At 37.9% G+C, this 22,932-nt stretch carries 18 protein-coding genes; 5 read left to right on the top strand and 13 right to left on the bottom strand.

What is annotated here, in order from left to right; translation table 11 throughout:
* Nucleotides 1-36 precede the first annotated feature (36 nt).
* From H8787_RS02360 to H8787_RS02315, 10 genes are all read right to left on the bottom strand, one after another.
* Entirely contained in the window at nt 37-1,374 is a 1,338-nt protein-coding gene (locus H8787_RS02360; protein ID WP_003070600.1) for a PFL family protein, read from the bottom strand.
* A 13-nt stretch (nt 1,375-1,387) separates the two neighbouring features.
* Nucleotides 1,388-1,654, bottom strand: a complete 267-nt coding sequence (locus H8787_RS02355; RefSeq protein WP_003035507.1) for an ACT domain-containing protein — start codon at nt 1,652-1,654, stop codon at nt 1,388-1,390.
* Between the two features lie 111 nt (nt 1,655-1,765).
* Nucleotides 1,766-2,770 (bottom strand): LacI family DNA-binding transcriptional regulator, encoded by a 1,005-nt coding sequence (locus H8787_RS02350; protein ID WP_020999406.1) that lies wholly within the window; start codon nt 2,768-2,770, stop codon nt 1,766-1,768.
* Nucleotides 2,771-2,852: 82 nt separating this feature from the next.
* The gene (locus H8787_RS02345) at nt 2,853-4,751 is read right to left on the bottom strand and encodes a heparinase II/III family protein (protein ID WP_187328154.1); all 1,899 of its coding nucleotides are present in this window, start codon (nt 4,749-4,751) and stop codon (nt 2,853-2,855) included.
* A 262-nt stretch (nt 4,752-5,013) separates the two neighbouring features.
* A complete protein-coding gene (gene yajC / locus H8787_RS02340) occupies nt 5,014-5,322 on the bottom strand; it encodes a preprotein translocase subunit YajC (protein ID WP_006270279.1) in 309 nt (102 codons plus the stop codon).
* Nucleotides 5,322-6,137: a PTS system mannose/fructose/sorbose family transporter subunit IID gene (locus H8787_RS02335; RefSeq protein WP_003035586.1), complete on the bottom strand. Its 816-nt coding sequence runs from the start codon at nt 6,135-6,137 to the stop codon at nt 5,322-5,324. The genes yajC and H8787_RS02335 overlap by 1 nt, the downstream gene beginning before the upstream one ends.
* A complete protein-coding gene (locus H8787_RS02330; protein WP_003070605.1) occupies nt 6,124-6,903 on the bottom strand; it encodes a PTS mannose/fructose/sorbose/N-acetylgalactosamine transporter subunit IIC in 780 nt (259 codons plus the stop codon). The genes H8787_RS02335 and H8787_RS02330 overlap by 14 nt, the downstream gene beginning before the upstream one ends.
* Nucleotides 6,904-6,919: 16 nt before the next feature.
* Nucleotides 6,920-7,411, bottom strand: coding sequence for a PTS sugar transporter subunit IIB (locus H8787_RS02325; protein ID WP_003035570.1), 492 nt, complete (start codon nt 7,409-7,411; stop codon nt 6,920-6,922).
* Nucleotides 7,412-7,421: 10 nt separating this feature from the next.
* Nucleotides 7,422-8,612, bottom strand: a complete 1,191-nt coding sequence (locus H8787_RS02320; RefSeq protein ID WP_187328153.1) for a glycoside hydrolase family 88 protein — start codon at nt 8,610-8,612, stop codon at nt 7,422-7,424.
* Between the two features lie 13 nt (nt 8,613-8,625).
* On the bottom strand, nt 8,626-9,060 hold the full coding sequence (locus H8787_RS02315) for a PTS sugar transporter subunit IIA (protein ID WP_003035587.1): 435 nt from the start codon (nt 9,058-9,060) through the stop codon (nt 8,626-8,628).
* 289 nt (nt 9,061-9,349) lie between these two features.
* Between H8787_RS02315 and H8787_RS02310 the strand changes: the two genes are divergently transcribed.
* Genes H8787_RS02310 through H8787_RS02295 form a run of 4 tightly spaced genes read left to right on the top strand, consistent with a single transcriptional unit; the run spans nt 9,350 to nt 12,494 of the window.
* Nucleotides 9,350-10,165, top strand: a complete 816-nt coding sequence (locus tag H8787_RS02310; protein WP_003035431.1) for a gluconate 5-dehydrogenase — start codon at nt 9,350-9,352, stop codon at nt 10,163-10,165.
* Nucleotides 10,166-10,180: 15 nt separating this feature from the next.
* Nucleotides 10,181-10,822, top strand: a complete 642-nt coding sequence (locus H8787_RS02305; RefSeq protein ID WP_009569354.1) for an RpiB/LacA/LacB family sugar-phosphate isomerase — start codon at nt 10,181-10,183, stop codon at nt 10,820-10,822.
* 31 nt (nt 10,823-10,853) lie between these two features.
* On the top strand, nt 10,854-11,855 hold the full coding sequence (locus H8787_RS02300; RefSeq protein ID WP_187328152.1) for a sugar kinase: 1,002 nt from the start codon (nt 10,854-10,856) through the stop codon (nt 11,853-11,855).
* A 9-nt stretch (nt 11,856-11,864) separates the two neighbouring features.
* The gene (locus H8787_RS02295; protein WP_006268263.1) at nt 11,865-12,494 is read left to right on the top strand and encodes a bifunctional 4-hydroxy-2-oxoglutarate aldolase/2-dehydro-3-deoxy-phosphogluconate aldolase; all 630 of its coding nucleotides are present in this window, start codon (nt 11,865-11,867) and stop codon (nt 12,492-12,494) included.
* 151 nt (nt 12,495-12,645) lie between these two features.
* Here H8787_RS02295 and H8787_RS02290 read toward each other — a convergent pair whose 3' ends face one another.
* Both H8787_RS02290 and H8787_RS02285 read right to left on the bottom strand, forming a co-directional pair.
* Nucleotides 12,646-14,673, bottom strand: coding sequence for a SpaA isopeptide-forming pilin-related protein (locus tag H8787_RS02290; RefSeq protein WP_039677667.1), 2,028 nt, complete (start codon nt 14,671-14,673; stop codon nt 12,646-12,648).
* A 318-nt stretch (nt 14,674-14,991) separates the two neighbouring features.
* A complete protein-coding gene (locus H8787_RS02285; protein ID WP_187328151.1) occupies nt 14,992-18,273 on the bottom strand; it encodes a polysaccharide lyase family 8 super-sandwich domain-containing protein in 3,282 nt (1,093 codons plus the stop codon).
* Nucleotides 18,274-18,548: 275 nt separating this feature from the next.
* Here H8787_RS02285 and H8787_RS02280 point away from each other — a divergent pair, with 275 nt between their 5' ends.
* On the top strand, nt 18,549-21,758 hold the full coding sequence (locus tag H8787_RS02280; protein ID WP_187328150.1) for an LPXTG-anchored zinc carboxypeptidase: 3,210 nt from the start codon (nt 18,549-18,551) through the stop codon (nt 21,756-21,758).
* 62 nt (nt 21,759-21,820) lie between these two features.
* Here H8787_RS02280 and H8787_RS02275 read toward each other — a convergent pair whose 3' ends face one another.
* Nucleotides 21,821-22,924, bottom strand: coding sequence for a glycosyl hydrolase family 8 (locus tag H8787_RS02275; RefSeq protein ID WP_003070614.1), 1,104 nt, complete (start codon nt 22,922-22,924; stop codon nt 21,821-21,823).
* Nucleotides 22,925-22,932: the final 8 nt, after the last annotated feature.

Genomic DNA, 22,932 nt, shown 5'->3' with positions numbered 1-22,932 from the left:
TTTTCAAAAGAAAAGGCCTGTCATACAGACCACATTTTAATTTTTAAAACTATGAATTGGTGCTGGAATTTGTCCACCACGCGCGATAAAATCAACAGATGACGCCTGATTAACTTTCATGACCGGAGCCGTTCCTAAAAGACCGCCAAATTCAATCATGTCCCCTTCTTTTCCTTTAGGAATAATCCGCACCGCTGTCGTTTTCTGATTGATAACGCCAATTGCCGCTTCATCGGCAATCATAGCTGCAATGGTTTCAGCAGGTGTTGCCGCAGGAATCGCAATCATATCCAAGCCTACTGAGCAGATAGCAGTCATGGCTTCTAATTTTTCTAGATTGAGAGATCCATTTTGAACTGCTGCAATCATCCCCTCGTCTTCTGAAACTGGAATGAAAGCACCAGACAAACCGCCGACTTGATTGCAAGCCATTACGCCACCTTTTTTGACTTGGTCATTAAGCAAAGCCAAAGCTGCCGTCGTTCCATGCGTACCGACCGTTTCCAATCCCATTTCTTCCAAAACACGAGCGACAGAATCCCCAACAGCTGGCGTTGGTGCCAAACTTAAATCAACAATTCCAAATTTCACACCTAGGCGCTCTGAAGCCATTTGACCGACCAATTGACCGATACGAGTGATTTTAAAGGCTGTTTTCTTAACCGTTTCTGCCACCACATCAAAGCTCTCACCACGGACTTTTTCCAGCGCACGCTTGACAACACCAGGACCAGAAACCCCAACATTGATGACTACATCCGCTTCACCGACACCGTGAAAAGCTCCTGCCATGAAAGGATTGTCCTCGACAGCATTCGCAAAAACAACTAATTTCGCAGCTCCCATATCAGAAAGTTCAGCCGTTTCCTTGATGACACGTCCCATGTCTGCCACCGCCGTCATGTTAATGCCTGACTTGGTGGAACCAATATTGACAGAGGAGCAAACCTTATCAGTCTCCGCTAAAGCTCGCGGAATGGAACGGATAAGGATTTCATCTCCTTTTTGATAACCCTTTTGCACTAGAGCAGAAAAACCACCGATAAAGTCAACACCGATTTCTTTTGCTGCTCGATCCAGCGCCTTTGCCAGTGGCACATAATCCTCACTATCGGTCGCTGCCCCAATTAGGGAAATAGGCGTGACAGAAACGCGCTTGTTGACAATGGGAATCCCTAGCTCAGCAGCGATTTCATCTCCGACAGCTACCAAATCTCTAGCTTTACTGGTAATCTTCTGATAGATTTTTTCCGCCGCTCGCTCAATATCCGTATCAATACAGTCGAGAAGTGAAATGCCCATAGTGATAGTCCGAATATCAAAATTCTGCTCCTCAATCATGGCAATCGTTTCAGTAACCTGCTTTATATCCATTTTTTCACCTCTGTTAGATATTGTACATGGCATCAAAAATTGCTGCACTTTGAATATTGATTTTAATATTGAGAGTTTTGCCAAAGGCTTCAAACTCCTCGCGCAAAACAGTGAAATCTTTCTTTTCATCACTAGAAACGACTGCCATCATCGTGAAAAATTCATCTAAAACCGTTTGTGAAATATCATCAATATTCAAACCAAGCTCTGCAATCTTGCTAGACACTCCTGCCACAATCCCCGTTCTATCCTTGCCAACAACCGTAATAATCGCTTTCATTCTTTGCTCCAATCAACATACTTTTTCCTATTGTAGCATAAGTAAAGGAAATTTGCATAAACTGAAAGAGAAAAATCCGAATTTTAATCCTCAAACCTTGCTTAATCGTTATCAATTGATTGTCGATTCTTTCCAATGAACACGACAATCCAGCACTTGCTGCTTTTCTTCCTGATGACGACCTTCAATCTGATCAATCAGAATTTTCGTTGCTTGCTGCCCTTCTTCAAAAGCTGGTTGGACAATTGTCGTGATGCTTGGTGAAGATAAGCTCGTCCATTCTGTATTATCAAAACCAATCAAGCCCACATTTGGTATATCAAAATCCAAGTCTTTCATAACGGTAAACACCAGTGGTAAAGCCCAGCAATTTGGTGCAAAAACTAAGGTTTTCTCTCCTGAATTGACTTCCTTTTGCAAAAATTCTTTCATTTTATCTAAGTCAGTGTGCTCATCCTCAATAATCAAACTTGTATATTCTAAGTTGGAATCTGCCAAAGCATCCATAAAGCCACTAGCTCGTTCAATCCGTGTACTCAATCGGCTAATATCTGCCGTGATGAGAATATATTTTTCATAACCTTTTGCAACACAAGCCTGTGTCACATCATAGACTGCATCGTAATTATTCGTTTTGACCCAACTTGTCCGATGTTCATACAATTGACTATCAAAAAAGACCATTCGCTTCTTTTTTTCCTCAATAATGCGAGAATATTTTCTAAAGTTTGAAGTCGGCTGAATAATGAAACCATCCACTCCTAACAAAAGCATACTTTCGATATATTTGTCTTCACTTTCTTGGTTGTAATTGCTATTTCCAATCATAACCTGATAACCATTTTGATGTGCAATATCCTCAATTCCTTTGACAATCTGATTTGAAAAACTATTGGTAATATCGCCAATCAAAACGCCAATCAATTTGGTTCGCTTGGAGTTGAGGCTGCGCGCTACAATGCTAGGCTTATAATTAGTCTCTTCAATAACCTTTTTGATTTTCTCTCTGGTTTCCTGAGACATTTTTTCATATTTACCATTTAAGTAAAAGGAAACAGTCGTTTTTGAGGTCTGAGCAATTTCTGCAATATCTTTTATGGTCAATTTTTTTGCCAATTTAAGGTCCCTCCTAAGCACTCATATTATAACATATTTTATCACAAAACGATGGCTTCAAATCCCATAAAATCAGACTTTTCTAACTTTTTAGTCTGATTTTTGTACAAGTTTTTTTGTCATAGATAACACATTTTCCTCTCATTTTAATACCATTGACCACACATAATTTTTCTCCTTTGTAAATATCATCATTTAACACTAAGATCAGTTTATTTGTGCAGTCATTTTCTATTTCAATTGCAAGTGCATTAGGAAGCCGGCGCCCATCTGTTTGATAAACTGTATGATATTTTACAGTAAATGATTGATCCATAATCAGAGTGGCATCAATGATTCGATCTGAAAATTTCTGTATTTTGACCAATTTATGACTTTCTTCCAGTTCATTGTATTTCTTAGAAATGAACGTTTTTTCTAACGCCAGCGGAATCTCGCTCCAAATCTTAAGGTCATTGACTTGACTTGGACTACCAGCAACTTGGCTGTCTAGTATAAATTGAGTTCGTAATTCATGCTCTCCAGCACATCTAATGTCATCCACTACAAGCCAAACACCTTCTTCCAACATGATGATTTTCCGAGTATGCAAGTAAGTAAATGGATTTGAAGCCAGATAACTCCCCTCTACATAGTGAATACCTGCGTTCTCTTGATATCCGCAAAACAAAGATTGTGGATAATTTTCGTAATCCCAAGAACCAGATACTATTTCAGGCGGTGTCTCATCAAGGATACATCCGGTATGACTCCAGGCACTTTTTAGAACAGAACGTTCTCCTATCTCTCTGTAGGTATAGCGACCAGAATCCACAAAAATTAGCTTGCCTTGATCCTGCAGGCAAAAGCTATTTTGATCACTGTGAGTATGGGCACTACCCATCGGTCCATTTTTGAAAAAGAAATGGCTCCGAGGCGTCTGAATACAAACCTGACCAGAATCCTTGAAAAAAGCAGTTCTTGTTCCTTGTTTTTGAGCTTTTAATGTTGCTAAACGATCAGCACCTTTTCTCCCAACCAACAGCAAACTATATGGATCTAAGTATGGATTTTTTAATGAGAGTAATTGTTCATCTTCTAAAACGAGAGCAGATAAATTCAGAATATCCCACGTATCTGTACAGTCGCTATCACCAAAAGCAATCGTCTTTCCATCCAAGCCTGTCATCATCTGAATGTAGGTAGCCATTTTCCCTAACAAAGTCGCATACTTGTGCTTCAACTCTGGTAGCAAGATACACAATTCTAACAGAGCTTTATAAACTTCTACATGATACAAAATAGACTGCTCAAACTGGGTGCCATCTTCTAAAATTTGAATTTGTACCTGTTGCTGTAATTCTTCTATTGCAGACAGATATTCTTCTTCAATATCGAGCTGTTCTGAAAAGAAATGATAGATGGCAATCATTGGAATGGTCTGCAAAATCCCCCAATTACTGAGTGTATACTTATCACGATAACACCTTCTCATAAAATGAATCTGAGTTTCAAGAGAGCGGTAAATGATTTGCAACTCCTTTTCTTCCAGCAAATCCAATTCCAGTAAAAACAGCAAAATTTTCAACCAAGTAAAACAGCGAATCCCTGTATCTAAGGTTCTAGTCGTCAAAGATTGCGGAGAAAATTCCTGTACTTGCTCTATCCAATCAAAAATGAAAAACTTCAATTTTTGAATATATCGCATGTCTCCCTCGACCAAGTAACCAATAACAAAGTTCAGTAAATACTCCTGCCGATTGAGCATGTACGTCCACTCTGGATCTTCTTCAAATAGCACTTCCCAATTCATCGGCTGAATCTGATGTTTTCTCGGGCACGGCTCCATATCCCAATTTCCATCAAACAAAAAATAATGGCTAAACATTCGTTCAAGGGAGTGCTGAATGCGGCTATATTCTTCCTTTTGATAGCGAAGAATATAATGTCGATAATACTCTATATCAAAATCTTCAAAAAAAATAGTTCGTTCTTGTTTCATATTTCCTTACCTAAAAAATGGTTGATACAGTTCTGCTTCTCTAGAAATCTGCCTTTTATCCTACCCTACAAAGCAGATTAGGTTCTCTCCATTCGCTTTTTTAAGCCTGGAAGAGAACCTAATCTGTCATCTAGTTGTTGATTTATTATACAGTACGCTTTGAGGTTAGAGATTTTTATCTCCAATCCATCATGAATAAAGCAAGCAGCATTCGTGTTACTAGATTATCAATACAAACATTATATAATGCTACACCTTACCATTAATCAGAGGTTGGAAACTTCTGTCCTTGTTCCTTTGTCTTTCCCATTATGCTTTCTTTTTCTACATAAATCGTTACATTCTTAGCAATTTGCAAGGTTACCAACTCATCTTGAATGGAAATAATTTTACCATGAATTCCAGACAGTAATAGAACTTCATCACCAGCTTTTAAAGAAGCTAGATAAGTTTTTCGTTGCTCCATCTGTTCTTGAAGCATTTTTTGCTGACGGAAATGACTGATGCTTGACAGTATAATCGGAGTTCCTGCCAAAACAATCAATATTCCATAAAGTAAAGTCGTATTCATTATGCTAAAATCTTAAGCCAGCTGCCAATAATACCAATGATAACTGTCAGAATAACTAGTTTGTAGGTTGTCCATTTCTTTTCTTTGATCAAATAGTAAACCAAAAGAGTAAAGAGAGCTGGCAGAAGCGCTGGTGCTACTTTATCAAGCATACCTTGAATGCTCACGATACTTTGATTTGTACCTGCTTTTACTTTTCCAGCGGCAAATGTAATAGGCACTGTCATCTTAACAGAAGTAGCTGCTAGACCTGCAATAACCGTCACGCCAATGATATTAGCAATCCGCGAAATAGTCGCCATTTGCTCACTCAGTTTGTCAATGACAGTTGTTCCCAACTTATAGCCATACAAACCAGTAGATAATTTAATCCCTGTCAAAATGGTATTCATAGCCAAGAAAAACAAGATTGGACCAATAATCAAACCATCTTTCGCAAAAGAAGCTGCGATTGTGGAGAAGAGTGGTGCCAAGCAGAATTGTGAAAGTGAATCTCCAATCCCGGCCAAAGGTCCCATCAATGCCATTTTAATGTTACGTGTTTCTTCTGTGGGACGATCATTTTCTAACATGACTAAGTGTAAACTCGTAATAAAGGGTAGAAAGTGAGGATTCGTATTGTAAAATTCACAATTTTCTTCTAATGCTTTGTAGAGACCTTCTTGATTATCACCATAGTGTTTTTTCAAAGCAGGATACATAACATTTGCATACCCTAACCCTTGATAATTGCTGTAGTTAAAGCCATTTTGTAAAAAGAATGCCCGCAAAGATGTTTTGAGATAATCATTCTTGTTTAATTTAGATCCAGTCATCGTGTGCTTCCTCCTCTACCACATGATCTGCTGTTTTTGGTTTGTTGTAAAATTCAATTAAAGCAAAGATTGTACCTACAATAGCAATACCGATTGTCGGAATTTTTAGATAAGCCGCACAAACATAACCTAGTAATACAAACGGGATCAATTCTTTCTTAGCCATGACAGATAAGATCATTGCAAACCCAATAGCCGGAAGCATTTTACCAGCAACCGTTAAACCAGAAAGTAATACTGGCGGAATGTAGCCTACTAATTTCAGCAAAGTATCCATTGACAGAGCACCCAAGCATCCCAAAGCAAAGCCAATCACAGCAAACAACCAAATCGTCGCATTCAACGTAATTTTGAATTTCTTCATATCACGATTTTTCAAATGCTTCATAGCTGTTTCTGGCGCACCTGCACGTACCGTATATGCAAAAGTTTGTACAAATTGAATTGCAACGGCAATTGGAGTAGATAGAGCAAGTGCTGCTTCTGGCGTAACTTTTCCTGCACTTGTAATCGCCATCAACGTTCCAAAAATACCAGGTCCGATTGGATTTGGCGGAACCGTTCCTCCAGCACCAACACCAAATCCCATATAAGCCAATTCACCAATCGCTCCCATTGTTAAAGCAGTTGGCAGGTCTCCTAAAATAATCCCTACGCCAAATGACAAAACAATACATCTGTTCGTATAAATCCCTAACAGCATTCCACTAAAACAGAACGCTGTCCATAAACCAATTAAAATCGCTTGAAATAAATTAATTGACATCATGAATCTCCTTTTTTTAAATATAATCCAATATATTTACTTCTACAGCTCCATCATTACCGCTTGGAGTTGTTTTTGTATTAAAAGTTACCTGATAAGACTGACTCAGTTCCTTAATCGCTGCCTTATCCTCTTCTCCAAGGAAAATAGAACGTGTAACCTGTTCTTTTCCTTCTGCATTGTGAATATTTCCAATATTGATTTCCTTAATTGGAACACCACCTTTTACCAAAGTTAGTGCATCTTTCATATCTTTCAAAACAATAAATATCGTTTGAGCAGGATTTGCTTTGTGAATAATATCAATAACTTTTTGCAACGAGAAGAAGCGCATGGCAATAGAATCTGGTACAACCGTCTTCATCAATGTTTGTTGAATCTTATCAGTACTCACTTCGTCATTTGCCACGATAACTGTATTGCAGCCTAGATATTTCACCCATAACTGTCCTTGGCCATGAATCAATCGTTCATCCACACGGGTCATAATAATATTTGGTGTTGTCATCTCTCTCCTCCTACCAATATAAATTCCAATCTTTATAGAAACGTATTAGAGCTTCCAAGTAATAATAATCGCCCCATATATTGCCTTCATCTACTCCTTTACCAGAATGCCATGAGTACACTCCATGAAGAAGCGTCGCTCCTCCAGGCTTGTACTGATCACTAGCATAATCTTCTATCAGAGAGCGAAGCATAGCGTGCATCGCATGTTTGTAAATGTCTTTATCTTCATCTATTTCCGGCAAGTATTTCAGCATCTCATGAATCCCACAGACCGCAATAGCTGTCGCAGAAGAATCACGAGACTGTTTACTACCATCACTAAAGATTAAATCCCAATAGGAAACATGATCTTTTGGCAGGCGATTCAAGAAGTAATTCGTTACACCTTTGAATAAATCAAAACAAGATTCATCTTTCAAATGGCGATAAGTCAATGGAATACCATACACACCCCAAGATTGTCCTCTTGCCCAGCAAGAATCATCGCTATAACCTTGTCTTGTTACACCTTTTAGAGGGTGACCTGTTTCAGGATCGAAGTAAAATGTGTGAAAAGATGAGGCATCATCACGAATGACATTATTGACAGAGGCATAAAAATGTTTTTCTGCAATCTCATAATATTTTTGCTCACCTGTTTCTTGATACGCAAAGAATAGCAACTGAATATTGAGCAAACAATCGATAATCAAACGATAATGTTCTTTCTTACCTAACTCACCCCAAGCCTGAATAAAGCCTCCTTTTTCTTGATAGCGTTCAATCAGCTTATCTGCTGCTTTTAAGGCAGCCTCTTTAGCATTTTGGTCACCATCCAACTTATATTCACTCATGCACGATGGAGTATAAAGAAAGCCTAAGTCATGGTGATCTAGTTCTACTCTTTTATTGACCCGTTCCAAGAAAGACAAGACATTTTTATGAGCTATTTCTTTAAATTTTTCATCATGACTGTATTCATAAGCCAGACACAGTTCTCCCGTCCAAAAACCATTGGTCCATTCTGTATTATCCATAATTGGATAAACATTATCAAAGGTTGCGGGAGTCGGGAAGTCTTCCTTAAAATAATCAAGATTAATCTCTAACTGCCGAATGACTTTCTCAATTGCCTGTTCTACTTCATTTTTTGTCAAAAGCGGAACTTCTACAAATCGTTCAGGAGCGTTAATTTCTTCAATCGTAACTTTTTTAATCATTCCTTTTACCTTTTTAAATTCCTGACTCAAAATCTTCTTCTATTACTTCTGAATCATCTGAAAACAACTCTCTGCCATTGACAACACCGCCATGTGCTGCTGCAACTGCTTTTTTAGCAACTTCATCAAATGAAAGTGTCATTCTCGCAAAAACGGTTTCCAGCAACATAGCTAAATTCAAGCCTGACAAAACATTCATTTGCAAATCTGGTCTATTTCCCATTATCGTGGATGCCACCTTAAACGGCGTTCCACCTAATAAATCACACAAGACTAAGACCTCTTCGTCGCTTGTAATAGCAGCTAGAATTTTTTCTTTTAGTTCGTTTGCGGACATGCCTTCCACAAAATCAATAGCATCTACTTTCTCTTGCTCGCCCGCAATCAATTTCAAAGAACTATGAATCCCTGTAGCGAAATTTCCGTGTCCTATAACTATGATTTTCATACATTCTCCTCTCTTTTAAGTTTACCGGTTTACTTACATTTTCCATTGTAGCCTATTGTTTTTTACTTGTCAATACTTTTTTAAAAAAAATATTAGCGCTTACATCTCTTTTGAAATCTATATTTCTTTTTAACATTTAGTAGATTATCTTCAAAAATCCGAAAAGCAGATTTTTACAAAGGTTCCACTACTAAATATCAAAAAAACATTTTTTATCGTTGACAAAACCGGTTTACTAGAATATAATCTTGTTAGAATGAAATCTTATTAAACTGAAAGGAAATAAAATATGACAGAAAAAATTTTCTCCATAGAACAATTTTCTCTAAAGGGAAAAATCGCCCTTATCACTGGAGCTTCCTACGGAATAGGTTTTGCCATTGCCAAAGCCTACGCTGAAGCAGGAGCCACTATTGTTTTTAATGACATCAACCAAGAATTAGTTGACCGAGGTTTAACTGCTTATCATGAAGCAGGAATCTCAGCACATGGATATGTTTGCGATGTTACTGACGAAGCTGGCATCCAAGCAATGGTTGAGCAAGTTGAGCGAGAAGTCGGCATTATTGATATTTTGGTCAATAATGCAGGCATCATTCGCAGAGTTCCTATGTGCGAAATGAGTGCGGCTGATTTTCGCAAAGTGATTGATATTGACTTAAACGCCCCGTTTATTGTTTCCAAAGCCGTCATTCCTTCGATGATTAAAAAAGGACACGGAAAAATCATCAACATTTGCTCCATGATGAGCGAGCTCGGTCGCGAAACAGTCAGTGCTTACGCCGCTGCTAAAGGTGGACTCAAAATGCTAACGCGTAACATCGCTTCAGAATACGGCAGTGCTAATATTCAGTGTAATGGTATTGGTCCTGGCTATATCGCCACTCCTCAAACAGCACCATTACGCGAATTACAAGAAGATGGCTCACGCCATCCATTTGACCAATTTATCATCGCTAAAACACCTGCGGCACGCTGGGGGAATCCAGAAGACCTCATGGGACCAGCTGTTTTTCTCGCTAGTGATGCTAGCGACTTTGTCAATGGACATATTCTCTACGTTGACGGCGGTATCCTAGCTTATATCGGAAAACAACCAGAATAGAAAGAAGAAATAAAAATGAAAATTGCTTTAATTAACGAAAATAGTCAAGCTGCTAAAAACCACATTATTTATGATGCCTTAAAAGAAACAACTGACAAAAAAGGATATGAACTGTACAACTACGGTATGTATGGAAAAGAAGGCGAAAGCCAATTAACTTATGTTCAAAATGGTTTACTGGCAGCCATTCTCTTAAATACAAAAGCTGCTGACTTTGTCATCACCGGTTGCGGTACTGGTGAAGGAGCGATGGTTGCTTTAAATAGTTTTCCTGGTGTGGTCTGTGGCTTGGCTGTCGAACCAACAGACGCCTACCTCTTCTCTCAAATAAATGGTGGCAATGCTCTTTCAATCCCTTATGCAAAAGGCTTTGGCTGGGGTGCAGAATTAAATCTAAAATTGATATTTGAACGACTTTTTGCTGAAGAAGTTGGCGGTGGCTATCCAAAGGAAAGAGCAATTCCTGAACAACGAAATGCTCGTATTTTAAACGAGGTTAAAAAGATTACCCATAACGACCTGCTAAGCGTTCTAAAAAACATCGACCAAGATTTCTTGAGAGAAACAATTGCAGGAGAACATTTCCAAGAATACTTCTTTGCGAACTGCCAAGATAATGAAATCGCAGCTTACTTAAAAGGACTTCTTGATGCATAAATCCATTTTGCAACCCGAAAGGAATTGACACATGACGAAATTATTGCTATTTGGTGAGCCACTGATTCGAATTACGCCTGTAGACGTTTCTTCTCTTGGTGACCAAGTGGTCAGCACAACTTATTTTGGCGGATCGGAAGTCAATATCGCCTGTAATTTACAGGCCTTAGGAATTTGCACAAAACTTTTTACAGGATTGCCAGATAATGAAATTGGTAATCGATTCCTAACGTTTTTGAAACAGCATGACATCGACACTAGCACTATTTTCCGACTTGGTGACCGACTTGGGGTTTATTATCTGGAAAATGGATTTGGTTGCCGCCAAAGTGAAGTTTTTTACGACCGCAAGCATACTAGTATCAGTCAGATTCGTCCTGAAATGCTGGATATGAACAGCTTGTTTAAAGGAATCAGCCATTTTCATTTCAGTGGCATCACAGTTGCCATTGATGAGCAAGTCCGCGAAGTGCTACTATGTCTTTTGAAAGAAGCAAAGCAAAGGAACATCACCATTTCTATGGATCTCAACTTGCGCACTAAAATGATTTCTGTCTTAGAAGCCAAATATGAATTTTCAAAATTCGCTCGCTATGCCGACTATTGCTTTGGAATCGATCCAATTATGGCAGATGAAACAGATCTTGACATGTTTCTAAGAGAAACAGCAAGTTTGGCGGAGATTGAAAATCGCATGCGTCATTTAAAAGAAATCTATTCTTTTAAAGCCATTTTTCATACGTTCCGCTCCACTGATGCACAAGATAAAAATGTCTATCAGGCTTATGCGCTCAGTGATACATTTGAGCAATCTGTCCAGCTAAAAACTGCTGTCTATCAACGTGTTGGAAGCGGAGATGCTTTTGTTTCTGGCGCACTCTATCAATTACTCATGCAAGCTTCTTTAAAAGATACACTTGACTTTGCTGTTGCGAGTGCGACCATGAAGTGTACTCTTGCTGGCGACAGTATGAGCAAATCTGCTACAGCCATTGAAAAATTGCTAACAACCACCAAAGATATTATTCGTTAGGAGAATAGCATGACCAAATCAGATATCATTATTGAATTAAAAACACAAAAAATTGTCGTTGTTGTTCGTGGAAAGACAAAAGAAGAAGGACTCAAAGCATCTATCGCCTGTATCAAAGGTGGTATCAAAGCTATTGAAGTTGCTTATACCAATCAATACGCTAGCGAAATTATAAAAGAGCTAAACCACCTATATCAAGATGATGCCAGTGTTTGTATCGGAGCTGGAACTGTACTGGATGCTGTAACCGCAAGAGATGCAATGCTAGCAGGTGCTCATTATATTGTTTCTCCTTCTTTCAACTCTGAAACTGCAAGAATCTGTAATCTCTATGGCATTCCCTATATTCCGGGTTGTATGACCTTAACAGAAATCACCACAGCACTGGAAGCTGGCAGTGAAATCATCAAACTCTTTCCAGGAAGTGCTCTAAGTCCAAAATATATCTCTGCCGTTAAAGCACCGATTCCTCAAGTAGCTATCATGGTGACAGGTGGCGTCAATTTGGATAATGTTTCAGATTGGTTTTCTGCTGGTGCGGATGCCATTGGTATTGGTGGAGAATTTAACAAACTTGCCAGCCAAGGTAATTACGAAGCGATTACAACAATTGCTAAACAATATACCGCACTGAAGTAAAAAATCTAGTCCTTTTCTATTAAAAAAAAGAAAAACAAGAAATCTATTATTGAAAAATACAAGCTAAACAGGCTAGGAAAATCCTAGCCTGTTTTAACTATCTTACACTATCAAAACACCTATAGAGGACGATTTGTCAAACCAGATAACCCTACCTATTTTTTCGTTTTGCTAAGTAGATACTCCCGTTAAGAACTACCAACCCTACAACAATCAAGGCACCCATAACTGTCGTTCCTGTCCTTGGTAAAATCTTTTGTTTTGGTGCTGGCGGTTGAGATGGATCATATAAATTCTTCAATACAAAACCTGATGCTGCATCACCACTAATCTCTGCACGATAAGAAGCAACAACCTCTTCAGTGATGGTATAATGAATTTCTTTTCCATTTTTATATTTTGGTTTATTGGTAAATTCTGCACGCCATTTACCGTTTTCATTTGGTTTAATCGTTTGAGATTCTATCTTTTTCCCGTCAGCCAGCAAATTCACTGTAATATGATTTGGACGTTTTCCAGCTTGATTATCTTTGTCATCCCAATGTTTCACAACCGAGATATTCGTTCTTGCCTCATCAAACTGATCTGTAATATTTAATCTATCATTTTTGACAGTTGCCGTATTATTCTTAGCTTTAAGGATATTCACTTGTCCAGCTGTTGTTACCTCAAAAACAATGTCACTGACAGCTTTGTAGCCATTAGGAGCCGTTTCCTCATGAAAAGTATAAATTCCAGGATCTAAACTTAATTCATGTGTTTTTCCTAACTCTGATGTCCAAGAAGCAACGACCTCTCCCTGTGTTCCTTCTCCTTTGTAAACATGAAGTTTGGCACCTGAAATCATTTTACCATTTGGATTTAGCTTGCTGATTTTTATCTTCTTGTTCCCTACTTTTTGATTGACAATCGTTCTCAAAACAGTTTGTTCTGTTCCAAAATCAGAAGGGGAAATCTTGAACTTTTCATCCCTTTTTTTATAACCATCTGGTGCCTTGCTCTCTTTCAAGGTGTATTCATCTTTCAAAAGATGTGACAATTCTCCCATACCATTGGCATCCGTTGTAATAGTCCCAATCACTTCTTTCGTACGATTGCGAATCACTTGAAACTCAGCATTTGAAAGAGGCTGACCGTTAGCATCAACTTTTTTAACCTTAATCGTGAAGTTTTGTCCATCAGCCTTCCCATTGGCTTTTACATATCGTGTCTCAACTTCTGTAGTTCTATCTACAGTATTGTCAGCTGTTAATTTGACCTTATTTATAAAAGCATCTCCAATCTTCGGCTCACCATTCAATTTCACTTTATAATTGATATAGTAGCCCTCATTTGAAGCAATGTCACCAATTTTGACAGTAGCTTTTCGCTTATTTACTATAATATTAGCCTTCAATTTAGCTGTCACATCTTCTGCTTGCTGCAATTCCCATTCGGAAGTTGTCGAATTATAAAGCCATACTCCCTTGATAATCTTGACAGAATCGGCTTCAATAACACCATTCCCCACAAACTCATCTTCAATAACAGCATTTTTAAAGGTTTCTTGTGTTCGGTTTATCGCTACATCATAGCCCAATCTCTCTGGATCATTGGTCAAAGGCCATCCGCCCTTTACAATTGCAAATTTTTCTGCTTCACCTGCACCAACAAAACCAGGTTTCCCTGCATTCGTTATCTTACCATCAATTTTAAATTCTAAATCAACTTTTCCGTTGACTTTATGCTCGCGATGATCAAAACGAACATGAAAATCAAATGTCCCTTTAATATCCGAATGTTTTTCAACATAATCCGTATAAGTAAGAACAATTTTTTTATTTGTTGCATCAATATTTGCTACTGCAACAATATCTCCCTGACTGCTTACAATATTGAAACTTTTATTAGGCGAGTTATAAACAAGCTGTTTAGGGAAATCAATTGTAGTCGTATCACCAGCTGCTACCGTATTATTTGGTAACGAGAAAGTTGCACTAACCTTAAAATCCTGCCATTTTTTAAGGTCACCTTGGAGAGGATTTCCGTCACTATCCGTCACCTTCATTGAAGTGATGACGTTTGGAATCGTCTTAGCATGAATTACTTGCTTCACCGTTATGTGAAAACTAAAAAGGAGAGCTAGCAGAAATAGTGCACCTCTGATAATCTTATTTGTTCTTCTTTTTATTTTAAACATTTTATCCTCCTGTCAATAGATTATATTTATCATTTTTTAGAGATCATCCTTATTTATTATACCATATAATAAATAAATTTAGGAAATGATATACCTGTTCACACAACCACAAAGTATGATTGTCAAATTTACAAAAATCTTATTTTAAGATACTATATGTTGTGATTAGGATAAAGTGCTATATAGTTCCCTGAATTTAAAACGAGTAACGATCATATAATTCTATGTAAAAATTTTATTTTTTTATTATCATGACTATGAATGAAGTAAAAACAAAAAGCCGAAAATCAAATCAATTGATTTTCAGCTTTTGGAGATTTATTTCAGCCGAAGAACAACGTAACCACTTCCCACCAATAATATGCCCAAAAGGGGTAAAATAGTGGCTCCTTCTCCCGTTTGAGGAAGAGTTTTCTTTTTTCCTTTAGGAAGGGCTGTCTCAGTCTCACTTTCTTTCATTTTCTTTCCCTTATTTTTTGATGAATTTTCATCAGTTGGTTTTGCTATTGCTAATTCTTTAAAGACCTCGTCTTTGCTAGCAGAGCTTTTTGTTTCTGGATTATAGTACGAAACTTTGTATTCATTGTCTTCTTTTCTAATAGTGTACAACCCTCGTTTCCTTACTTGGAATCGGTCTGAAATAGTCGAAACAGAATCATCATATTTCACAATGCCCCAAACTTGTTGTTGAGCATCATAAACAGCTTGCAATTTATCATTATTTTTAAGGAGAGCGCCTTCCAAATCTTTCACCATTTGATTAAAGGTGGTACGATCTACATTGGGAATCATCATATAACTATAGCTATCACCATCTCCCTTATGAGTCTGACTAATGGTAATAAAGGTATTCTGCACTTTCGCATCGGATTGAGAAGCATTGATATCTTTCCAAGTCCCTTCTTGAATCCTCTTCATCATTGTAATGTCTGTCTTTTTAAAGAAGAAATAACCGATATTTTTATTTTTGTCGTTTGACTCTAGAAAGACACTCTTCGTCGCATTATACGGATTTTCTTTGTCCGCTAAACCTTCTTCTTTATCATTAACATATACTTTGTAAGGACTTTCTGGGTTTTCTTTTCTTTGCTCAATGGTGGTTGAGACTGTATCATTTGAACGGTTTTGAATGGCACTTCCAAGAAAAGCTATGTTACCATTTAACATAAACCAACTCTTATGTGCTGTCAATGTTTTATTCCAATTTGTAAAATCCATAGCTGCTGTCGCATTTTTTTCATCTAGCTTGTTTGTCCCTACAAAACCAGATGGCAGCACGCCTTGACCAGAATCATCTTCTCTAGGAGCAGACGTTTCGGTCGTTCCTGGCAATTTATACGGATTAACAGTCGCCCAATAATGATTACTATAATGGCTCAAATCTCCATTATAAAGATAAAACATGCCATCTCCTGTATACCAACCTTTTCTGTTTTCCTTGTTCATTCCTTCATAATTTTTGGTTCGGCTGGAGAACATAGACAAGCCGAAGCCAAAATCTTTTTCAGCATGATACAAAGCTAATTTATCCATTGCATTAAAAGCTGATAAGTAACTCTCTCTTGAGATTGTTGCTACAGAGGCATCATTTAACAGATTTTCCATCAGGCTAATATCACGATATGTTTTCAAATTGTTAAATACATTATAGAACGTATCGGATTGGATAATCGTCTTAATAATTGATTTCAATTTTTGTTTTGTTGCTTCATCTGACATTTCTGCAATTCGATGAATGCCTCGAAGTACTTCAACTGCTGCCACATGGTCTTCACTATTAGCACGACTAATAGAGCGTCCGCGACTCAAATCCATTAGCTCTCCATGAACAATCAAAGGCAAGAATGATTTGTCAATCCAATGATACATGGTCTTCATTTTTTCTGTTGCTATAGGAGTTGAAGTTTTCTGAATAATCGGCAACAATTGAGAAAGCCCATCAATTAAAACATTGCCATAAGCTCCTGTATAAGCAACATTGGTATGATCGATATAAGAGCCGTCTGGATAGAAGCCTTCACCACTATTTACCAAAGTGAAAACTTGCTCAATGGAACGAATCGTAGCAGCAACTTCTTGTTTATCTTTGCGCAACAGGCCTGCAATGATTTTTACACGTCCCATATCCACTAAGTTACCACCTAAGGCTTTAAATGGCGTAGTTGTTTTCCGGAAATATTCTGGATCTGGTACGAATTTTTCAATAACATCAGTATACGTTTTTATTTCATCATTTGAAAAATATTCCTGCATCAAAGACAGTGTATTATTAATGGCTCTTGGTGTACCAATCTCGTAGTCCCACCAATTTCCAACGATATTTTTAGAGCTATTGTATACATTTTTATGAAGCCATTCCATAGCCTCTCGAACAGTACGGATAACGTTGGCATCTTGATAATAGCTAGAGTGAGGATTCGTAATCTGCTTTGCCATTTCTTCTAACTTGCGATAAGTTGCTGTCAAGTTAGAAGAAGTTTCATAGTTTGCTAATTTTTCCCATAAGTAAGTTCGATTTTCTTTAGATGAGATTGTTTTCAAGTTTTCTGTTACTTTGTCCTCTAATTCTTTGTTAAAAGTAGACATGTATGGATCTTTTGGATTGAAATAGCGATTACCTGCAATAATATCATTCCAGTCTTCCAACAGTTGACTATATTGATCTTTAGCAGACCTCGTTACCGTTAAAGGAATTGTCTTTACGACTTTGCCGTCTTTTTCAACTTTAATATTCGTCAGACCTTCTTTTAGTGGTTCAACAATTCCATTTTTTACAGAGGCTATTGTACTATTTTCTATTGAATAATTATATTCCACTTTGTTTAAAACATATTTTTTCCCTAATGGAAGATCAATCTTATCTTCTATTCCCTTTTCTGTTTCCTGCGGTTTTTCTTCCACCTTATTTCCATTTTCTACTAATTCAACATCTTTAAAAGAAACTGAGCCCGTTCCTTTATCATAAAACAACTCTATTTTAATTTTTTTAGCAGCTGAAAGAGGAACATAATCTTTTTCCAACACTTTCCAATCGGTTGTTCCTGATATTTTTTCAGAATACCAAAGATTCTTCTGAGTCCCCTCTCCTTCAATGATACGAACATAAGCTGCACCAGTTTTATTTTCTGCTTTGATTTTAAAACGGAGTTTGTATTTTTTGCTGGCATCAACAGTTAGCTCCTGATGCACAACTGCTCGAAAAGGTTCCGAACTAGACAGCATAACAGCTTGATCAATCACTTCTATCTTTCTAGAAGGAGTATTGTCTTTGTAATTGTTATCTATCCAAGCTGTCCAACCAATAGCCTTTGTCCCTGTCCAATAACCTTGCTTATCTTCTAACTGACTAAAATCTCCATTTTTCAAAAGATTATAAATAGCTTGATTTACCATGCTCTGTTGGTTTGTCTCTTCTGTAATTTTCTCTATCTGAGTATCTGCTTGTGAAGTTACTCCAGAGTTCTGAGATGGATTAATTGTTGCTTCATCTGCTCTAACAATCGTCGAAGCATTCGCCAATAAGATTCCAGATAAAAGCACAGATGAAATGGAAATAAGCAACTTTTTCGATACAAAATGATTTCTAATTTCTGAATTCATATTCAACTCCTATACATATAAATTTCAATCATTGAGAGGATTATTCAGTACATCTCTTTTTGTTAGTAAACCGGTTTATATAAAGCATATCATTTTTACTGTTTTTTGTAAACGTTTTCTGTTACATTCATCATAATTTTTTGTTTCCACTCATATTCATTACATACCTATTGTTTTATACATATTTCTGTTTTTTATCTATATTTTTCCTTGAAATCGTTTACATTTCCTGGTATACTACCTTTGTATACTTCAAATAATAAAGGAGGTTTCTTATGAAAAATTCATATAAGAAACGGTTGTACACAAATGTTCTCAGCTTATCAGCTGCCGTTCTTGTTGCAGTTTTAACGCAAGGAAATGCTGCTGCAGATACGCAAGATAGCACGGAGAAGCCTATTACTAACAAGACAGAAACAGTAGTTCCTGCCGAAAAGGCAAGTACGGAAACAAATGCAACTAGAGCGAATGTAACGCCAGATTCTTCATCAACTGGAGTTCAGCTTCCCACAACAACCCATCAAGAAGAAGCACAGAAATCGGAAAACACTCCTTCAATAGACAGCCCAACTTCTACTACAAACGAATCCGGAACAGAGACGCCTGCAACACCTGCAAAAACAGAAACACGAGCAGCTGGAACAGAAGAAAAGAAGGTCCAATTAACTGATAGTACAGTCCATATGTCTGAAAAAGCTACAATTACTGATACTGTGCAGGAACAGGGAGCTCAAGCTGGTAAGATTACCTGGAAATTAGATAACAAGCCGATTAGTGAGTGGAAAACTTGGAAGATGGCTGATGGAACCTTCTCAGGCGACCCATTTGTCACTGTAGAGGAAAAAGCTGATGGAAATGACCTCAAAGTTTCCCTTAAATTTAATGAGCTATTTGGTCAAGACTTAAGCCTGCGGACACCAAATAATATCCGCAGAACCTACCGCAACTTTATGGGTACTCATGAATTAGTCGGAACCAGTGAAGATCTAGGCCTGACCATTCGCAAGAACATCGTTCTGCGACCTTACGAAGATTTCCATACTCATGGCGAAATGCTGGCAGCTATCGAAAAGAGCCGGCAGGATGCTAAAACGGATCGTCTTGTCAAAATCGAAACGACTGGTAAAAGCGCTCAAGGACGCGATGTTAAACTTGGTATCATCAGTTCCGATCAAAAGAGCATTGACGACTATCTCAATACAACCAATCGACTCGCTCTCACTAAACCAGCTGAAATGTTAGCAGCTCTGAAAAATGGCACACTGGACTATAAACTGCCAGTCCTTATCAACAATACCCACGCCGATGAACAACCTGCTATCGACATCATCACTGGACTCTTCAATACTTTTGCGACCAAAGATCAAATTTCTTTCCAAACCACTGATGCTAATGGCAATGCTAAGACTGTCACACTCAGTGTCAAAGAACTCCTCAAGAAATTCATTTTCCTCTTTGACTTTACTGAAAATCCTGACGGAGATGTTGCCAATACCCGTGCCCTAGCTAACGGAATCGATCCAAACCGCGATACTAGCTATCAGGCCAACCCAGAAACCCGTATTGTTGCTGGACTCATCAACAAATGGAATCCAATTGCACTTTACGACATCCACGGCTTTGTCAAGGACTTCCTGATTGAGCCAGCTACTCCACCGCACGATCCAAACTTTGAATATGACCTTTTGGCAAAAAATATGTTGGAAAATGCCCACCACATGGGCCGTGCTGGTGTTGCCAATTCCAAGTATGATCACTACATCATTCCTAAACTAGACTGGGGCGATGGCTGGGATGACTCCTTCTCTGGCTACACTGGTGTCTATGCTATGTACCACGGAATATTAGGACATACCGTTGAAATCCCTGAGGGCAATCAAGAATCCTATAAAGCTGGTTATCACGCTGTCCTTGGAGGTATCTCTTACCTGTCCCAAGATCCTAATAAACTCATGGAAATGCGCCTCAACTTCTATCTCCGTGGCATCAACAAGGTTGAAGATCCAAAAGCTGAAAATGAATTAGTTGGACCAGACGGTAAAGTAGTCGGTCGTATCAAACATGGACAAAAGAAATTCTTCCCTGATTACTATGTCATTCCAATGGAACTTGACAAATCCAATGACTCTCAACAAGCCTTTAATATGATTGAATACTTCAAGAGAAATGGGGTTGTCATTCAAGAATTGAAGGAAGATACTGGCGGTTATAAGAAAGGCGATTTGGTTGTTGACATGGCGCAAGCCAAACGTGGTTATGCCAATCATATCCTCTACAAGGGTTCCAACGAATCTGCTTGGGCTGCTATGTATGCAGAACTGCTGGTTAATTTCCCAGATATGAGAGGTTTTAAGGCTGTAGCTGTTTTCAAAGATAAACTCTTTGACGGTAAACTCGGTGAAGTAACTGCTCTTCGTGCTACTCGAACCAGTGAAATTGACCACAAAGCACCGTATTATGTCATTGCCAATACTTCAGAAAGTGCCGTTCGCGCTGTCAATCGTGCAATCCGAGACGGTAAGAAAGTTTATTTGACAGATGACGGCTATATCGTAGATACTCCTACTTTTGCCAACCTGCTGAACAACTTTGCAATTTATGGAGATGCACTGTATAAAGTTCCTCAAGGTCAAGCCTTAAAAGCTTTAAAAGTTTATGCACCGCCTCATCAATATTATTGGGCTGGTGTAGATACTCCTGCTCATACTGCTCTTGCTTTGAAGAATTTGGGATTTGATATTGTCAATACCCCTGAAGAAGCTGATGTGATTGTTCTAGAAAGCGATAATTTTGACAAGTCTCTTCTCGGTTTGAAACCGACAATCATAGTTGGTGGCACTGCTATGCAACGCCTTGAAAAACTCGGTGTCCTTAGTGGCTTTGATGCGGAACATTTCAAAGGTGGTAGTGATTACGAAGGCCTGATGAAAGCTATCATTGATGATGCAGATCCGCTAACCAGTGGTTACAATAAGAATGACCTCTTCTATTCTAATTCTGGAAACTGGATTGCCAAGGTTCCTGCCAATTTCAAGACTTTGGCAACAATTGCAGGTAGCGACTACTACATTGCTGGTTGGTGGCCAGGAAATGAAAACTTAGCTAATAAAATTGTTGCGATTTCCGGCAGCTATAAAGACCAACCTATGTTCATCTATGCTGGAAATCCAACTAATCGTCTGCATACTATTCATTTCTACCGTTGGGTATCCAATGCTATCTTTGGCAGTCAATTAGCTCAACTGAAAGATCTTGAGAAAGAACAAAAACCTTCTACTGAAGTTGTTGAGATCATCAATCAAAAACCTCAGGCAGCTCAAGCGACAACCCTACGCTACACTCCTCAACCTCAAATGATGAGCACTGCTAAAAAAGCTCAACTTCCTCAAACTGGAAATAAAGAAAGCCAAAGCAATCTCATCATTGCTAGCATGTTCATTCTTGTCAGTGGCTACTTGCTCCATTTAAAGAAAAAAGAAGAATAAGTATCTTCTTTTATAACTATAACTTAAAACTTCCTCGGATTTAATATTCGAGGAAGTTTATTTTATAAAGCATCTAGCGCAACAAGAGTAATCATTGCTGCTTCATAATAATTTTCTTTTGACAAATCTTGCATAAAGATATATTTGTTCTGCTGAACCAGTTTGCGATATGCCGAATTTCGATTAGCCGCATAAAAAATTGGAGCACCAAAGCTGGCAGATTGATAATTATTTAGCGCTTTTCCTTTCAAAGTATAGCCTGCATAAAGAATCTCTTGTTTCATAAAGAAATTCATCATTTTATCTAAAATCTTCTGACTTTGTTTATCCTGACTTTGCGCTAAATTATAAGGTAAACGACAAGCATTGTAATAATAATCACCGTCATATTTAGAAGCGACCGACTTTTTCTCAACTGCACGAACCGTATTTGCCTCCACCCAAAGAAAATCTGGAAGTAGACCTGTTTTTGTTTTAGCACTCATCATTTCCAATTTAGATAGCATGTTTGATCTGATATTTAACCATTGCCTATTACCTGTCAACTTGTAAAAAGCTTGGAATTGAGCTGGAAGAACATCTGATGTTCGCATTAAACGATAGTATTTTGAGTCTGAAGTTGCCCAATTTCCAACCGTCAGCACTCCTGTTGTACTGTTATAATTATAAGTCAAAATATCCTTCAAAATTGCCTTGGCCTGCGCATTATAAACGGCAGCCTTTTGTGGCCATAGTTTAGCTGCTTGAATCAAAGCATATGCAATATAAAGATCGCCATCAGTTGCATTATTAGTTTCAGCTTTAACGATGCCATTCTTAACCGTTTGCCGCCATGACATCAGCTGCGTATTTTTTATACGATGTGCCAAATAATAATTGTACAAACGTTCAAAATCTTTCAGGCTAGCATTCCTTTGTTTTGCAGCTTCAACAGCAATCACCATTCCATAGCCTTGTGATTCAGACAAGACAACATCTTTTTTCTTATTATTGGTTGTTTTTACATAAGCTTGATCTTTTTGTCGAACAACATAACCTTTTAACCATTGTTGAGAAATCTGACTTTTTAAATGACCTGTACTATTTATTCTGACATAAGTAAAAATCGCAGTTAATGTCAATAAAATACCAACTAGCCAAACATATCTTAAATTTGTTCTTTTCACGTTTCCTC

Source organism: Streptococcus sp. NSJ-72, assembly GCF_014334035.1.
GTDB classification, from domain to species: domain Bacteria; phylum Bacillota; class Bacilli; order Lactobacillales; family Streptococcaceae; genus Streptococcus; species Streptococcus constellatus.
This window is presented reverse-complemented; position numbering and strand designations above follow the sequence as displayed.

Bases quoted from the DNA above. Each gene is read 5' to 3' on its own strand.
- H8787_RS02360 (WP_003070600.1), bottom strand. From the start codon at position 1,374: ATGGATATAAAGCAGGTTACTGAAACGATTGCCATGATTGAGGAGCAG.
- H8787_RS02355 (WP_003035507.1), bottom strand. From the start codon at position 1,654: ATGAAAGCGATTATTACGGTTGTTGGCAAGGATAGAACGGGGATTGTG.
- H8787_RS02345 (WP_187328154.1), bottom strand. From the start codon at position 4,751: ATGAAACAAGAACGAACTATTTTTTTTGAAGATTTTGATATAGAGTAT.
- yajC (WP_006270279.1), bottom strand. From the start codon at position 5,322: ATGAATACGACTTTACTTTATGGAATATTGATTGTTTTGGCAGGAACT.
- H8787_RS02335 (WP_003035586.1), bottom strand. From the start codon at position 6,137: ATGACTGGATCTAAATTAAACAAGAATGATTATCTCAAAACATCTTTG.
- H8787_RS02330 (WP_003070605.1), bottom strand. From the start codon at position 6,903: ATGTCAATTAATTTATTTCAAGCGATTTTAATTGGTTTATGGACAGCG.
- H8787_RS02325 (WP_003035570.1), bottom strand. From the start codon at position 7,411: ATGACAACACCAAATATTATTATGACCCGTGTGGATGAACGATTGATT.
- H8787_RS02320 (WP_187328153.1), bottom strand. From the start codon at position 8,612: ATGATTAAAAAAGTTACGATTGAAGAAATTAACGCTCCTGAACGATTT.
- H8787_RS02315 (WP_003035587.1), bottom strand. From the start codon at position 9,060: ATGAAAATCATAGTTATAGGACACGGAAATTTCGCTACAGGGATTCAT.
- H8787_RS02310 (WP_003035431.1), top strand. From the start codon at position 9,350: ATGACAGAAAAAATTTTCTCCATAGAACAATTTTCTCTAAAGGGAAAA.
- H8787_RS02305 (WP_009569354.1), top strand. From the start codon at position 10,181: ATGAAAATTGCTTTAATTAACGAAAATAGTCAAGCTGCTAAAAACCAC.
- H8787_RS02300 (WP_187328152.1), top strand. From the start codon at position 10,854: ATGACGAAATTATTGCTATTTGGTGAGCCACTGATTCGAATTACGCCT.
- H8787_RS02295 (WP_006268263.1), top strand. From the start codon at position 11,865: ATGACCAAATCAGATATCATTATTGAATTAAAAACACAAAAAATTGTC.
- H8787_RS02290 (WP_039677667.1), bottom strand. From the start codon at position 14,673: ATGTTTAAAATAAAAAGAAGAACAAATAAGATTATCAGAGGTGCACTA.
- H8787_RS02285 (WP_187328151.1), bottom strand. From the start codon at position 18,273: ATGAATTCAGAAATTAGAAATCATTTTGTATCGAAAAAGTTGCTTATT.
- H8787_RS02280 (WP_187328150.1), top strand. From the start codon at position 18,549: ATGAAAAATTCATATAAGAAACGGTTGTACACAAATGTTCTCAGCTTA.